Below are 15,074 nucleotides of genomic sequence, written 5' to 3' on the forward strand. Positions count from 1 at the left end.
AATGTTAGCCTTTTATGGCCCCCATCATGTCCCACATTGGAGTAAATATACCTAGGGCTAACACTAATACCATACCAGCTACTATGGTGATTAATATAGGCTCTATTTTGGAGGTGAGACTTTTTAAGTCGTAGTCGACTTCTCGTTCATAAAACTCTGCTACTTCAGCTAATAGCTCGTCGACTCGTCCTGTTTCTTCTCCAACGCTGATCATTTGCAATACTAAAGGCGTGAATAATTGACTACTGTTGGCCACTCGGGACAAACTTTCACCTTTTTCGATATTTTTACGCATATTCAAGATACGTTCGGCCATAAAGGCATTGTTAACAGCTTCTGCTACTAAGTTGAGGGCTGAGGTGAGTGGTACACCTGAAACCAACATCATAGAAAAGCTACGGGCAAATCGGCCTAATAAAGTACGCTCAAAAATACTGCCTACAATTGGCAACTTTAACTTAGTTTTGTCCCATTTATAACGGCCTTTCTCTGTGCGTAAGTATCTAATTAACAGGAATATTCCAAGAGCGGTACCCACAACTAAATAGGGCCATTTAGTCATAAAAAAGTTAGAGGTAGCCAATAAAATGCGTGTCATCAGCGGCAACTCTGCACCAAAAGACAAAAACATTTCGGCAAAAATAGGAATGACCACCATGTTCATGATCACCATTGCAATCACTATGGCAATCAATACAAACATAGGATAACGGGTCGCCGCTTTAATTTGTTTACGGGTTTCTTGCTCGCGCTCAAGGTAAAATGATAGCTGTAAAAAGGCTTCATCGAGTTTACCGGTGTTTTCTCCCACATGTACTATGCTGACAAATAATCGCCCAAATACATCGTCATGTTTGTGCAACGCTGAAGAAAGGGTACGACCTCGTTCCAATTGATCTGCCACATCATCTAGCGCAATTGCCATACGTTTCGAGCCAGTAGTATCAGCTAGACCTTTCACTGCCCGCAAAATAGGTATCCCAGACTTGGCTAAAGAATACATTTGCCGCGAAAAAATGACTAAGTCATCGAGTGTAATATTGGGTGTAAAAAAAGAAACCTTGGTTAATTCAGCCGTTTGTTCTTGGCTATTTTCAGTGATCTCTATGGGAGTAAAGCTTCGCCCAACTAATATTTGCGCCACAGATGAGGCATCAGCAGCCTCCAAAACACCTGTGGCAAGTTCACCGCTTGATTTTCTTGCTGTATAGCTAAACTGAGCCACCGTCGCCTCCTGGAGGTTTGTCTATTGGTTCTAGTTCAAAGGAAAAGCCAGAAGAGTTGGGCTCGTCTTTACTAGTCGCTTCATTAGCGCTCTGTTCTTCTACAACTTGTGCTAGTTCTTGTTCAATAGCGTCACTATTCACTGGTTTAGAAATTGCTCGTTCATCTGCCACCATTTCTATTAACTTAAGCACTTCGTCAACTGTCGTAATGCCCATTTTGGCATACATCAGGGCCACCTTCGCCAGTGGCACAAAGCCTGGGCTGTTTTGTGCCGCTTGTGAGAAGGAGATAGTGTCATTTAGCTTTAATGCATTCATCATGCTTTCGGTCATTTCAAGTAATTCAAATACACCTATACGTCCTTTATAACCTGTTTTATTGCAGCTTTGGCAACCTCTACCACGTTTAAAGTTGATGGCCTGTAAATTGTCATCCAAGTTGCTCAACCAAAGTAGTTCTTCGTTATTGAGGCGGTAATCTTCGCTGCAATTGTTACAAATTTTACGCACTAACCTTTGCGCTACAACTGCACGCAATGAACTGGCAACTAAATAACCCGGAGCCCCCATATCTAATAATCGCACTGCGCTGCTAATTGCATCGTTGGTATGCAGGGTGGATAAAACTAAGTGGCCCGTTAATGCACCGCGTAACCCTATTTCGGCAGTGTCTTGGTCACGCATTTCGCCGACCATAATAATGTCTGGATCTTGACGTAATGTAGTACGTAATATATTCGCAAAGCTTAGACCAATTTTACTATTAGTTTGAACTTGATTAATTCTTGGCAGCCTATATTCGACTGGGTCTTCGACAGTAATGATTTTTGATGCCGCTTTATTTAATTCGCTAAGCGCTCCATATAGTGTGGTGGTTTTACCTGAACCTGTTGGTCCAGTCACCAAAATCATACCGTGTGGTCGATGTAATAAGCTTCTAAAACGAGTTAATAGGTTATTCGGCATACCCGTTTGGTCAAGAGTCAGTAGACCTGCAGATTGATCGAGTAAACGCATTACCACTGATTCACCTGCCTGAATTGGCATTGTCGATACCCGCACATCGATAGAGTGCCCTTTGATTCGCATACTGGTTCGGCCATCTTGGGGGAGGCGTTTTTCAGATATATCCAGACCTGACATTAACTTAAGCCTAAGCACTAAGGCCGAAGCAATGTTTTTCTCTTGAATAACATTTTCTTGAAGTACGCCGTCTACCCGCATGCGGATCCGTAACAATGATTCATCCGGTTCAATATGAATATCTGACGCTTTAGCTTGAACCGCATCTTCAAAAATAGATTGTAATAGTCTAGCTACTGCGGTGTCTTGTTCGTCGCCCACGCCTGAATCAAAATCGAATTCGGCATCATCTTGATATTCTTCTGCAAGCTCTTGTGCAAATGAGGCTATTTCTTCGGTACGACGGTATAAATTGTCGTAGGCTTGAATCAGTTGAGTATCGCTCACCACAGCGACATCTATTGGTTTAGGCAAAAGTCTAGACAAAACGTCAAGAGCCGCTAAATCGGCGGGATCGCTCATTGCTACTAACAATCTGTCGCCTTTATCTTCAAGCACTAAAGCGCGGTGCCGGCGAGCTTGTACTTCAGGCAACATATTTACCGCAGCTAGCTGCACATCATGTTTGCTGATATCCACTAAAGGCACATTCAAATGTTGTGATAAAAATGAGAGAAGCTGATTTTCGGTAACTAATCCTAGCTCTATCAACATATAACCCAGTTTACGGCCCGATTCTTTTTGTGCCGCAAGCGCCTGCATCAACTGTTCTTCGCTGATAATACCTTGTTGGACAAGTAGGTCGCCTAAGCGTATTTTGGCTTTAGGTTTCATTGTGCGCCTGCTAGTACTGAAATTCGTTGTCGGATAAAATCGTTCACCGAACTATCTAATTGGTCGAGGGATAGGGCTTTAGTGTAAGCCTTCACCGCCATATTTGTTTCACCTAATTGATCTTTTGCTATCCCTAAGCCTAACCACCATTTTGCATTGGTCGATTCAATTATTGTCAGAGATTGATAATCTGACATTGCTAATTTTGTTTGTTTTAGTTGCTGCGCTAACGCCGCCCGATAACCCAAGTATTCTACTTGATTGCCTGTACTCGGTTGAAATTCAGTCAATATATTGATTGCTTGTGAGGGGGCTTTTTGCACCATATACAATCGCGCCAACATCAACCTCAAATCACTTTGAACAGGATGTAACTCAATTCCTTGAACAAGAAGTTGTTTGGATTGGGCATAATTTCCTTGGGCAAATTGCAATGAGGCGAGTTTTTTTCTCGCTTTAATATTAGTAGGTTCAGTTTCCAATAATTCATACAGTAATGATTTTGCCAAGTCTAGGTCATCATCATTGAGGCTTTCGACTATGCGTTGTTTTAAACTATTGCTGTTATTTTCCTGACTAGTATCCGTTTTACTAAAACTAGATGCAGCCGTTTCGTTGAGGGGCTCTGCCTTAGTGGTTGTTTCTATAGACTCACCTTGAGAGTCTATAGGTTGTATTTGGTTTGTAGCCGTATGAGATTTTTGTAGTGGTGTGGCTTTCTCAGCTAAAACCTCATTAGGCAACTGTATCTCTGTATCTGGAGTCTGAGTTGAAATATTGGCCTTAACGGGCTGATTTTTAATGTCTTTTACGTGGATAGGAGCTGGGGCTACTTTTTCAGAGACCATTGTCATTTTATTCGTTGCTTTCGCTGGTAAGGCTTGAGAATCTGTGGTGGCTTTAACCTGATTGCTTTTAGTGTCGCCAAACAGGCTATCTATATCTGTTAAGGCAAAAATAATCGCTGCCAGAGCCAAAATCAGCAGCAACAAAACCAAAAGCTTTGATTGCTTTTTGGGTGGAGCTTGATAATCAGCCTGAATCTCATCAGTTTGAGTTTGGCGCGCTTCTAGATCTTGTAGCATCTTGTTCACTACACTCATATCGCGAATCCTGACCAAGCCAAGTAGGCAAAACTAATAGCCAGCATCACAATTAACAAGCCAATAGATGAAATTACAACAATATTATTACTTTGCTTCGCAGCTTCAGTATCTTTAATGGAAAGTTTTACGTGTAATGGCGTGATTTTTTGCATGCCTTCGCCATAGGCTAACATTAGGGCTTTATGGCATAACACATTGACTATTCGGGGGGTTCCTTGGCTGGCTTTATAAAGCAACGAACAACATTTTCGATCAAATAACTCACCACCACGATAACCGGCAACATTCATTCGATGTCTAACGTATTGATAAACCTGATCCGCATCCATTAGTTGCAAGGTATAAGAAAAGGTTACCCGTTGTTTTAATTGCCTTAATTCTGGTAAAGATAACTTGTCGTTTAATTCTGGCTGGCCAAATAACACTACTTGCAGCAACTTGCGGGATTCAGTTTCAAGGTTGGTAATCAACCTAAGGGCTTCAATACTCTCTATTGGTAGTGCTTGTGCTTCGTCAATAATGAGTACCACACCTTTGTTTTCATGGTTAATTTGGATAAGACGTTGTTGAATGCGCTGAGTAAATTCCTGTTGGTCAGCTTGATCTGTTAATAACACATGTAACTCACTCGCGACAGCACGGCGCAATTCTGTAGGGGTGAGGTAAGGATTGGGAATATATGCCGCGACAAAATGTTGCGGCAATTCATTTAACAATTTACGACAAATTAGGGTTTTACCCGTGCCAACTTCACCAGTTACTTTAATAAAACCTTCGCCAGTTTTAAGTGCCGTCAATAACACTTGAATGGCTTCTTTATGACTAGGCAAGCCAAAAAAATAGCTGGTATTAGGCGTTAAAGTAAAAGGTAGTTCTTTAATACCGTAATGGTATAGATACATGATTTAATCCACGTGCAGCCAATCGGCCATTTGATCCCTGCTACGTCTTAACTGCTGTTTCCATGTGTCTTTATCTACCACAGTAGGTTTGATCAAAATCACCAGTTCTTTCTTAATTTCACTGTTACTTTTATTGGTGAACAGATTGCCAAAAATTGGAATATCACCGAGTAAAGGAGTCTTTGATTCTGATTCAGAAATAATAGATTGCATCAATCCACCAATCACAACTATCTCACCAGATTTTGCGCGAATAACAGTATCAGATTCGCGAATATTACTCTGAGCAAGAGGTAGTACATATTGCTCTTCATTCAAGGTTACTATTTTTTCCTGCTCTTCAGTTTCGATTACTGAAGGGTGTACGTGTAATAACACCATTCCATCAGCATCAATTTGTGGTGTCACATCTAACGCTATGCCTGAAAAGAAAGGGGTTAACTCAATGTTGGGAACCACTGATGTGGTACTGCTAGAGATAGTACTTTGGCTAGAGACATCGGTGACAAAATATTCATCGTCTCCCACCTTAATCACCGCTTTTTGATTATTGATGGCGGTGACGCGAGGGCTAGACAATACTTGCACATTACCTTGAGTAGATAATAGTGATAATACGCCGGAAAAGTCTTTATTAATAAATGACAAGCTGGTGATGTTGCCTAAGGCGGCACTAATACTGTTTCCTATGTTACCTGCAGTATTGGAAAACTGAAAATCAGTGGAACCACTGTTGGCTAAAATTTGTCCCCAATTAATACCCTGTTGATAGCCATCATTTAATGCCACCTCAATAATTCTGGCTTCAAGAATCACTTGTCGCTGGATAATGTCTTCAGACACGTCTAAAAACGCTTTTACCGCTCTAATTTCTTTTGGTAAAGCGCGCACTGTGACTAATCCAGCTTGAGGTGTCACCATCACACTTTTGCCGTCACCTTCACCAATCATTGACTCTAAAGTCGCTAAAAGTTCGGCCCAAAAATCTGTTTCAGTGCGAGTAGAAATATTGGTGCCGTTGATATTACTACTGGAGCCGAAGTTGCTACTGCTTCCGGAATTACTTGAGTTGCCACTATAGCCATTTTGCGAATTATTACTATTGTTGTTCCCTGACTCTTGGGATACCCCTCCAGAAGTAATACTGGTTTGAGTTGAGCCATCGCGAGTCATAAGTAAGTAATTTATGGCGAAAGTTTCAGTGCGCATTCCAGAGGGATAAATACGATAAATATTTCGCTTACGCTCAATTTCATAACCATAAATTTCAGAAACTAAATCAAACACTTCCGCTAGTGACACTTGTTTGAGGTCCAGTGATATATCTCCAGTCACATCAGGATGGATCGCGACACTGTACGGCGTATCTTTGACTATGCTACTAAAAAAGGCGGCGGCCCCCACTTTTTGGGCATTGATATCATATTTAGATTCGCCAAATAATTGGCTGGGCGTGTCACTGGGACTGGGGAGTAATGCTTGATTAATTTCGTCAGGTACTGATTCCAATGGCTGGCGATCTTGCACAGCTTTGGTTTCGTTTTCATACTCGGAAATCGCAGAATCCAAAGAATGAGATACCGGTGTGGTTTTTTGCGGACTTTGGCATGAAAAAATAGCCACCATTATGCTCAAAAGAAGTAATTTTTTAGAAACCATTATTTGTGTCTTTTTTAATGTTGTTGTTATTGACATAAAGTGTCTGTGGACCATCAGAACCTTCTAAAATCACGTGATTTTCACTTATAAAAATCACCTTGTATCCTTGCACCAGCTCTCCTTGAGTAAAGCTTTTTCCATTAATAATAGCTTGCTTATTCTGATTGGTACTAATGATGGCGGTTAATTTTAAAGCCATTGCTAGCATTGTATTGGGGTCTTGGCCAGTAAAGTTCGATTGATTCTGACTAGGTTTAGTCGGATCTTGCAGTGTATTGGCTTGCGCGCTGGCAAAGCTAAAAACTAATAATATGATTAAAGGTTGCATCTGCCCTTAGACCCCTATGAAAGCTTTGTTGGTGCTAAGTGTGTATATTTCTAATTCAACACTCGCAGTAGGATAATCACCCACTAAGTAGTCGAACTTTTTCCAATAAAACTTCCAAGGCAATGATTCTAATTCTTCTAGATATTGTTGAATATCAAAATATTGACCTTCAAATATAAGAGTAACACCGTGGCGGTATAGCCCGGCCTTTGGCTCTTCGTCCTCTTCGACAGTCCCCAACATTATTGGAATAGGGGCAATCGATTGTAGCTCAATGAGTTTTAGCCCTTTGCTACCGGCTAAAACACTTTCTAACATGCCTGCCATTTTATTTGCAGGAACTAAGTTGTGAGTTTGTGTCTCTAACTGCGTAGTCATACTTTGAATTTCATTTTTTAAAACAGCGATTCTCTCATTGACTGGGTCGTTTGGATCCGTGTTTAGTTTCTCCGTTAATTGTGCGACTTGAACTGACAAGGAAGCGAGCTCTCTTTTTGTGCTCACATTGTTTTGTTGTAGTTTATTTGAATTAACAATTAATGGTTGAAATACAAAGGTGTACATCAGTAATATTAATATCACTAGGCCGCAAAGCAGAATTAGACACTGTTCACGTAAACTCAGTGTGTGGAATTTACCTGATAGTTTTCTATATTCTGTTTTTAGGTCATACTGATTTTTCATAAATTATCGGACCCTTTTTCGCTACTCATTGTTAGATCCTTTTTCTACTTTAGATTCTTTTCCTGTGGAAATTATAAAATTGAGTTGTTTCTCCGAGTCCCGATACAGCCTAGTCTCTGCAAATTCTTGGCCGCTAAAATAATCAGTTTGGCCCAAAGAACTAAGCCATTTGGGTACAAGGGCAGAATCTGTCGCTGCCCCTTCCATTACGACGCTTACACCATTTAGGTTTATATGGGTTAACCATAACCCAGTTTGATTGTGACTTGCGAGATCTAACATCAAGTTAGAAAAACCATTTGATTTTAGCTGCTCTTGACCAGCCAGTTCATTTAACACGCGTTTTTTAAGGTTAACTAGTTGCTGATTTTTTTCAACTTGTTGCAGCAGGGCGGGATCAACTTTTAGGTTATCTACAGCGTTTTGTAATTCTTTTACTAATATTTCTTGCTGCTGCTTATCACCTTTTATTTTGTCCACATCAGATTGAAGATTTTGCAGTCCAGATGCCAAATAAAAGTACAGCAACCCGCAAAAAATAGCGGTTAAAACCCAAGTAGCAATAACAAGGTGTAAAGAAAGCAAACGTAACTTTGGGTGAAACTCTGGAAGGTAAAGATTAATTCTATTTTTCATCAGGCAATCAAACTCGCGTTATTAATTGCTGCGCCTAAGCCTGCAAGACTTGATGGTGCTATTGGTTTATTAGTATTTTGAGGCACATTAGGGATGAATTTTTCCACTGACACAAAAATCACTTCTTTTATGGAGTCTGCAAGCACGTCCTGATGAATGGTATCTAAAGAAATATAGACTTTCTTGACGGGGGCTTGGCGTAACTGGCTCTCAAAATAATCCATAGAACGTTGAATTTCTAAACTTAGGTTATCAACCACACCCATTTTTAATTCTTCAGGTGAAAAATTGGCGAGGTTTTCATAGCCACGTAAACGCCGAGAAAAGTATAATTCGTTTTGTTTAATAATATTTAGACTGAGTTGCCCACCTTCTTCTTGTTTTAAAATAATAATGGCGTCATCACTTGGTGCAATTAAATTACAAGTTGCAAGTTCTTCAACTCCAATTATATTCAGTGCCAACCCCGCTTTTAATACACCATTGCGAACTTCTATAACCTCTCGTTTACTGATAGCTACAACATTTAATTTTGTGAGGTTAGATGCAGCAGGGGTATCAAAATAATCAATTGCAAGTTCATCGTCACTAAACAATTGTTCTTTAACTGCCCATTGCAAGGCTTGGTTCAACTCTGCGTCTTCCACCGCAGGCCTATCTAGCTGTAACAGTTGATACTTCGAAATGGAAAAGGCGACATTACACTGTGTGTTTGTAAGATTATTATTTTGAACGTAGGTTTTAAGGGAGGTTTGCCAGTTTTCGATGGGTAGTGAGTCTTGTTTTACCCAATTAATCTGGCCTTTAATTTTTTGCAGGGTAGACACATGACATTCATCAACACCAATTTCAATCCCAACGGAATGAAATTTTGAGGCCTTACTAAATCGACTTTTAATAAACTCGCGCCAACCAATTTGCATGTCACAGACTTTGTTTCTTAATTACTAGTCTCCATTACAGCAAAAAACGACTTAAAGCGCTAGTTTTATATGGGCAATGGTTAAGAACAGTTTTTTTAACAATTCCAATGATTTATGACAAAAAAAAGGATGAATTACAGACAAATGCAAGGTGCTTAATAAGGTCAATTAGCAATGAAATATTAAGCCCAAAGAATCAGGGGTTATTATCCATTAGCAAGGTTGATTTTAAAGGTGTTATTTATCTGGTGACTTAAAATGTTTAATACTTTCAGGAAGTTGCATGATTACTCTAGATGATTTGTGTTCGATAAAGAAATACCTTATACCTTGCTTTTTAGCTAAGGCCACGGCAGATGCAATACCTAGATCACTTGTACCTAGAATGACATTGATTTCAACATCAACCGCGCCATTGGATGTATTTTTAGTCTTTTAAGTGTCGTGATAAAAATCGTCCTAAACTCTTTTTGTAATCAGCGAAATAATACCAATAGCCACTTATCCTATAAAAGAACAGTGAACCTAAGGTGGTGCTGTCATAGGTTTGCAACGTACAATAACTCACAATTTGATAGGTTTAATGTATAAAACACTTACCCTCGGAGTTTATTTGAACTACAAAATTCCTTTTTTCGCTTTAATATTATTGAATATTCCGATTTCAGGGATAACTCAAGAGCAAGACATTGACAACATCACAGTCACTGCGACCCGTGCTAGCAATAATGTTATGGATATTGGTAGTAATATTAGTTGGTTAGATGATGAAAGTTTAAGGTTGATTGAGCAACAACATATTAATCAGGCATTGGTGCGGATCCCTGGCGGCTGGATTAGCCGAGGAAATGGCCAAGAACACCTAACCGCAATTCGTTCTCCAGTGTTAACCGGAGCGGGTGGTTGTGGCGCATTTTTTATTGCACAGGACGGTATTTCATTACGAGCACCGGGTTTTTGCAACGTTAATCAATTATTTGATGCCAATACCGAGCAGGCATCTTCAATTGAAGTGTTACGGGGTCCAGCAAGTACTATGTATGGTTCAAATGCAGTACATGGCGTTATTAATGTTCTGACGCCAGATCCTTTTGAATCAGAGCATTCACTTTTATCATTGAGTATTGGACCCCATGACTATTCCCGTGGCATGTTCAGTTTAGCTACAACAAATGAACATCAGGGGCTGTTATTTTACGGCAACATCACAAAAGACGGTGGGTATCTACAAGACAGTGGTTTTGAACAACAAAAATTGAATCTGATACATCAATATCAAGAAGGGAAATGGCAGGTTAAAAGTGTACTAGCGGCTACGAATCTAAATCAGGAAACGGCTGGCTTTATAAGTGGTTTTGAAGCCTATAAAGACGCTGCACTCAAAAGACAAAATCCTAACCCAGAAGCGTTTCGTGATAGTCAGTCCATGCGCATCTATAGTCAAATTAGCTATGTAGAAAATGACTCAACGAGCCTCACCATAACGCCTTATGTTAGGTGGGCTGATATGCAATTTTTACAACACTTTCTGCTGTGGCAGCCATTAGAAGAAAACAGTCAGACTAGCCTAGGTGCACAATTACAATTCCAAAAGGATTACGGTGATTTAACTTGGCTCAGTGGTGTTGACGTCGACTTGACGAATGGGCAATTAACAGAGACGCAAGCTGAAGACTTTTCGCCTACAATACCCGCCGGTGTGCATTACGATTACAAAGTGAATGCCACTGTATATTCACCCTTTGCGCAACTTCAATGGTCTGCGAGTCGGCAGTTAAATCTTAGTGCTGGTGTAAGGTATGAGCGCACTAAGTACGACTATGACAATCGTTTAACCGCTGGAAGTGCCTGTGCCGAAGGAGTAGAAAATTGCCGATTTACACGGCCTGAAGATCAAATAGTCGATTATGATGAATGGTCCTATCAAATCAATGCAAACTACGCATTAACCGCAAATAAGCGACTCTATGCACAATACTCTACCGGTTATCGGGCTCCCCAAGCTGCTGAGTTATTTAGACTTCAAGCCGGACAAACATTGGCTGAACTCGAGGCAGAAAATGTTGATTCCTTTGAACTAGGGTTAAGAGGCCAGACACAAGGGATTTTCTACGACCTCACCTTGTTCTCTATGGAAAAAAATAACTTTATTTTTCAAGATACCGATAGGCAAAATATCAGTAATGGTGAAACCTCGCATCAAGGAGTGGAGTTAGCACTCAATTATCACTGGCAGAATTTCTATGTGTCTGCCAATGGCACCTTTGCTAAACACCAATACGACTCGAATCTTAGGCTTAGTCAGATCAATATAAAGGGTAAAGAAATAGATACCGCTCCAGAACACATGGGCAGTTTACAACTAGGTTGGCGGGCTGATTCAGGTAGTTTTATTGAACTGGAGTGGGTGCATCAAGGTAATTATTATCTTAATCCAGAAAACAGCGCTGAATATAGCGGTCATAACTTACTTAATTTGAGAACGGGCTGGGCATTAAATAAAACAGTAGATGCCAGCATAAGAGTGACTAACTTAAGCGATAAAGATTATGCAGAAAGAGCTGATTTTGGCTTTGGTAGTTATCGCTATTTTGTAGGTGAGTCTCGGGCTGTTTACGGCTCTGTTCGGTATCGATATTAAATGTTTATTATTCAGTGACTCAAGCTCATGAACCAGCTTGCCGTGGGCGTGTTTTATCACTAATCCACAGATAATAATTGTCGTATTTGACTATTAGAAGTACCAAATCCTTTTTTCAAAAAGTAGTCCAAGGTGTAAATTAGGTTTTTTTTACATGCTAATGTAAGATTTTATCCTGTAAAAATAACCTAATTTCTTTCCTGTTTGTGTGCCTATAAAATTGGGAAGTCCACATTAATTAAAAAAGTGCTGATGAATAGTTCACAACCCTCTTTGTTACTCACAGTGGCTGTTAATCGCTTATTAAGCGAACGAGATTTGCCTGCATCGTTAACTATTGAACAATGTGCCTCTGAATTGGCCATTAGTATGACCTCCTTTAGGCGTAAGCTCACCCAAGAAGAAACCAGTTATAAACTGATTCAAAGTAAGTTTCTAAATGAACTTTGCGTAAACGTATTATTAACTAAACAAACTAAAATTGAAGAGTTAGCTATTAGACTTGGCTACTCAGAGCGGTCTACTTTTGAGCGCGCTTTTCGACAAAAATTCGGTATTACTCCATCACAGTTTCGTGAATTATCGTTAGCCAGTAGTGCCCAAAGTAATTATGTAAAACTGACCGAAATCGCAGCAAATATGCCTCCTATGCCTGATAGTTGCCAGCAGCTTTTGCGTGAAAAAGATCAAGATAATCTCAATCTGCAACGGGTGATTGATATTGTTAGTCAAGACGTTATTTTTTCTGGTCGAATTATGGGGCAGGCTAGTAAAGCTATATATGGCAAAACCCCGAAAAACCTTCAAGAAGCAATCAGTCGAAATTTAGGCATTCAAACCATAGTGAATTTTGCAGTGGTATTTGCTGTAAAAGACGCGCTGCAAAACCATTTAGAACAGGTCATTATTGAACAATATAGCCAAGCTTTTTTATTAGCACCTAAATTCTTTCAACTTGTACGCAAGAGGGTAGCAAAAAACCTTAATTTCGATATTGCGTTAACAGAGCAGGTATTAGTGTTTTCATTATTAGGCGTTTTTTTATTAAGTCATAAAAGTGCCTATAAACATGAAATGATGCTGTATTCATTGCAAGGAATAGACGACTTAGGTTCATTGAATTTGCATATTCGAGAGTCCATGGGGATCAGTCTCTATTCGGCGTCTTCATTGATGTTGTCGCTATGGCATATAGATGCAAGCTTAGTCAAACAAATTGGTCATCTGGATAAAGTCAGTCAAGCGGTTGCGAAAGGTAGTGAGCAAGATGAGTTAGTGTTATTTATGCTGTCATGTTTATATTTTTCGGCTGCAGGCCATCGTGACTTTAGTGTCTTAGAACAAAAAGCAGCGTGTTTAAATATTCCAAATTTTGACGAGTTAAAACAGCTGTTGTTAGCATTAACTTAATCTTTAGATATTTAATGCTTACCAATTAGGATTGTCGCTTACGGCTACTCATGGTCAACCCCAAGACACCTAAAACAAAAAAAGCAAATGTTGCAGGCTCAGGTACTGTTACTTGAGTCACAGTATTGCTTTGGAAACGTACATCTTGAACGTTTGCAATAATGCTTTGTGTAGAATAGAACCGTGAATTATTCAGAGTTGCTCCATCTCCAATCACAAAGGAGCGCCCAGATGATAAAAAGGTACCGCTGATGTTTGCACCACCGAGCTCAAAACTTTGAGATGAAGGGTTTGACACAAAATTAAAGATAACATTTTCAGCGGCGACCCCACCTTGCAATAATATATTGGCACCAGAACCTAATTTTGCACCGCCAAAAACATTAAAAACAAAATAGTCGTCCACACCGCCAGTGACAGTTAATGTATCGCCGCCAGCAAGCAGTAAATCATTGATTAAAAATGACTGAAATCCATTCCCTAAGATTTCAGAGCTTCCCGATAAATTACCTAAATTAGCACCTGAAAATGTTAATGCTTGCGCCGCCGCGCCATTTATATCATTGGCCAACTGAGTAAAGTTGCTACATGAACCTGTTGCCCCAGCAACTGTTGCCCCCCAATCATTAGTGGTACCGGAACATGCATCACCATCAACAATTACACCTGCACCTAACTCTAAAGTGTTTGATGCCGCCACACTTCCAAAAATATGCGCCTCCGATCCAAGTAATAAGCTGCCTCCCCATTGCTCGTTATTCGCTGCAGCAAAAATATAACTATCGGCAGTCCCCAAATTAATGATCCCAGCCGCAGCAAAGAAGGGAATATTTAAGATGACTAAAAATGGCAAAGCTAAGATGTTTTTCACTGCATTGAACCTTATCTACATTAGAGGGATAGGTCACAACTTCACTGAGACCTTTATATAATGTGGATAATAACGCACTAGCAATACCAAAAATATGGCTAAACTGTCCAACTTTGGGCTGTTAATTTAGCTGTAAAAATAACAAGCCCAGCAATTTGCTGGGCTTGTTTTGATTAAATACTTGTATTTATATTGATAGTTTTATATTCCAGCCTAAAAAGGAATGTCATCATCAAAATCAAAATCTGGTTCAGCCATTGGGGCTGATTGGCCTTGCTGAGGCGCTTGGTTAAAACCTTGATTTGATTGTTGGGGATTACCTTGAGCTGGTGGCTTTTGGTATTGCTGATTCTGTTGGGGTGCTTGCTGATAGCCTTGTTGAGGCGCTTGCTGGTAGCCTTGATTGGGTTGTTGTGGTGCCGCTGCAGGACGTTGTTGCCCTTGGAAACCCCCTTCAGATTGACTGCCACCTCTACCACCTAACATTTGCATAACGCCATTGAATGGGTCTAATACAATTTCAGTTGTGTACTGGTCTTGACCTTCTTTGTTTTGCCATTTACGAGTTTGAAGTTTACCTTCAATATAAACTTGGCTGCCTTTACGCAAATATTCGCCAGCAATTTCGGCTAACTTTCCAAACATGGAAACACGGTGCCATTCAGTCTTTTCCTGCATCTGGCCACTTTGATCTTTCCAGCTTTCTGATGTGGCTAAGGTCAAATTGGCCACAGCTTTACCATTAGGGGTATACCTTACTTCAGGATCTTTTCCTAAGTTGCCCACCAAAATTACTTTATTAACACCTTTACTCGCCATGTTTCCTCCTAA

Annotated in this window: 13 protein-coding genes; 2 read left to right on the plus strand and 11 right to left on the minus strand. The window is 40.1% G+C overall.

Annotated features, from left to right (window positions below):
* Positions 1-4 precede the first annotated feature (4 nt).
* The 9 genes from AAC000_RS05430 to AAC000_RS05470 are packed head-to-tail and all read right to left on the minus strand — an operon-like array spanning position 5 to position 9,321.
* Positions 5-1,225 (minus strand): type II secretion system F family protein, encoded by a 1,221-nt coding sequence (locus tag AAC000_RS05430; protein WP_339720779.1) that lies wholly within the window; start codon positions 1,223-1,225, stop codon positions 5-7.
* Positions 1,212-3,083, minus strand: a complete 1,872-nt coding sequence (locus AAC000_RS05435; protein ID WP_339720781.1) for an ATPase, T2SS/T4P/T4SS family — start codon at positions 3,081-3,083, stop codon at positions 1,212-1,214. Before AAC000_RS05435 ends, AAC000_RS05430 begins: the two co-directional genes overlap by 14 nt.
* Complete coding sequence (locus AAC000_RS05440) at positions 3,080-4,186, minus strand: tetratricopeptide repeat protein (protein ID WP_339720783.1); 1,107 nt, start codon at positions 4,184-4,186, stop codon at positions 3,080-3,082. Before AAC000_RS05440 ends, AAC000_RS05435 begins: the two co-directional genes overlap by 4 nt.
* Positions 4,183-5,091, minus strand: coding sequence for an AAA family ATPase (locus AAC000_RS05445; RefSeq protein ID WP_339720785.1), 909 nt, complete (start codon positions 5,089-5,091; stop codon positions 4,183-4,185). Before AAC000_RS05445 ends, AAC000_RS05440 begins: the two co-directional genes overlap by 4 nt.
* A gap of 3 nt (positions 5,092-5,094) precedes the next feature.
* Entirely contained in the window at positions 5,095-6,750 is a 1,656-nt protein-coding gene (mshL, locus tag AAC000_RS05450) for a pilus (MSHA type) biogenesis protein MshL (RefSeq protein WP_339720787.1), read from the minus strand.
* Complete coding sequence (locus AAC000_RS05455) at positions 6,740-7,078, minus strand: hypothetical protein (RefSeq protein WP_339720789.1); 339 nt, start codon at positions 7,076-7,078, stop codon at positions 6,740-6,742. Before AAC000_RS05455 ends, mshL begins: the two co-directional genes overlap by 11 nt.
* Positions 7,079-7,084: 6 nt before the next feature.
* Positions 7,085-7,762 (minus strand): type II secretion system protein GspM, encoded by a 678-nt coding sequence (gene gspM / locus AAC000_RS05460; protein WP_339720791.1) that lies wholly within the window; start codon positions 7,760-7,762, stop codon positions 7,085-7,087.
* Between the two features lie 21 nt (positions 7,763-7,783).
* The gene (locus AAC000_RS05465) at positions 7,784-8,398 is read right to left on the minus strand and encodes a PilN domain-containing protein (RefSeq protein WP_339720792.1); all 615 of its coding nucleotides are present in this window, start codon (positions 8,396-8,398) and stop codon (positions 7,784-7,786) included.
* Positions 8,398-9,321, minus strand: a complete 924-nt coding sequence (locus tag AAC000_RS05470) for an MSHA biogenesis protein MshI (RefSeq protein ID WP_339720793.1) — start codon at positions 9,319-9,321, stop codon at positions 8,398-8,400. The genes AAC000_RS05465 and AAC000_RS05470 overlap by 1 nt, the downstream gene beginning before the upstream one ends.
* Positions 9,322-9,934: 613 nt before the next feature.
* On the opposite strand from AAC000_RS05470, the gene AAC000_RS05475 reads away from it, so the two are divergent.
* Together AAC000_RS05475 and AAC000_RS05480 are read left to right on the plus strand one after the other, a co-directional pair.
* Positions 9,935-11,962, plus strand: a complete 2,028-nt coding sequence (locus AAC000_RS05475) for a TonB-dependent receptor (RefSeq protein WP_339720794.1) — start codon at positions 9,935-9,937, stop codon at positions 11,960-11,962.
* Between the two features lie 252 nt (positions 11,963-12,214).
* The gene (locus AAC000_RS05480; protein ID WP_339720795.1) at positions 12,215-13,372 is read left to right on the plus strand and encodes an AraC family transcriptional regulator; all 1,158 of its coding nucleotides are present in this window, start codon (positions 12,215-12,217) and stop codon (positions 13,370-13,372) included.
* A 25-nt stretch (positions 13,373-13,397) separates the two neighbouring features.
* On the opposite strand, the gene AAC000_RS05485 is transcribed toward AAC000_RS05480, so the two are convergent.
* Both AAC000_RS05485 and ssb read right to left on the minus strand, forming a co-directional pair.
* The gene (locus tag AAC000_RS05485; RefSeq protein WP_339720796.1) at positions 13,398-14,243 is read right to left on the minus strand and encodes a PEP-CTERM sorting domain-containing protein; all 846 of its coding nucleotides are present in this window, start codon (positions 14,241-14,243) and stop codon (positions 13,398-13,400) included.
* A gap of 213 nt (positions 14,244-14,456) precedes the next feature.
* On the minus strand, positions 14,457-15,062 hold the full coding sequence (gene ssb, locus AAC000_RS05490) for a single-stranded DNA-binding protein (RefSeq protein ID WP_339720797.1): 606 nt from the start codon (positions 15,060-15,062) through the stop codon (positions 14,457-14,459).
* Positions 15,063-15,074: the final 12 nt, after the last annotated feature.

Origin of the sequence: uncultured Paraglaciecola sp. (assembly GCF_963977085.1) — a bacterium.
Taxonomy (GTDB): domain Bacteria; phylum Pseudomonadota; class Gammaproteobacteria; order Enterobacterales; family Alteromonadaceae; genus Paraglaciecola.

Coding starts and splice junctions, on each gene's coding strand:
- AAC000_RS05435 (WP_339720781.1), bottom strand. CDS start 3,083: ATGAAACCTAAAGCCAAAATACGCTTAGGCGACCTACTTGTCCAACAA.
- AAC000_RS05440 (WP_339720783.1), bottom strand. CDS start 4,186: ATGAGTGTAGTGAACAAGATGCTACAAGATCTAGAAGCGCGCCAAACT.
- AAC000_RS05445 (WP_339720785.1), bottom strand. CDS start 5,091: ATGTATCTATACCATTACGGTATTAAAGAACTACCTTTTACTTTAACG.
- mshL (WP_339720787.1), bottom strand. CDS start 6,750: ATGGTTTCTAAAAAATTACTTCTTTTGAGCATAATGGTGGCTATTTTT.
- AAC000_RS05455 (WP_339720789.1), bottom strand. CDS start 7,078: ATGCAACCTTTAATCATATTATTAGTTTTTAGCTTTGCCAGCGCGCAA.
- gspM (WP_339720791.1), bottom strand. CDS start 7,762: ATGAAAAATCAGTATGACCTAAAAACAGAATATAGAAAACTATCAGGT.
- AAC000_RS05465 (WP_339720792.1), bottom strand. CDS start 8,398: ATGAAAAATAGAATTAATCTTTACCTTCCAGAGTTTCACCCAAAGTTA.
- AAC000_RS05470 (WP_339720793.1), bottom strand. CDS start 9,321: ATGCAAATTGGTTGGCGCGAGTTTATTAAAAGTCGATTTAGTAAGGCC.
- AAC000_RS05480 (WP_339720795.1), top strand. CDS start 12,215: ATGAATAGTTCACAACCCTCTTTGTTACTCACAGTGGCTGTTAATCGC.
- ssb (WP_339720797.1), bottom strand. CDS start 15,062: ATGGCGAGTAAAGGTGTTAATAAAGTAATTTTGGTGGGCAACTTAGGA.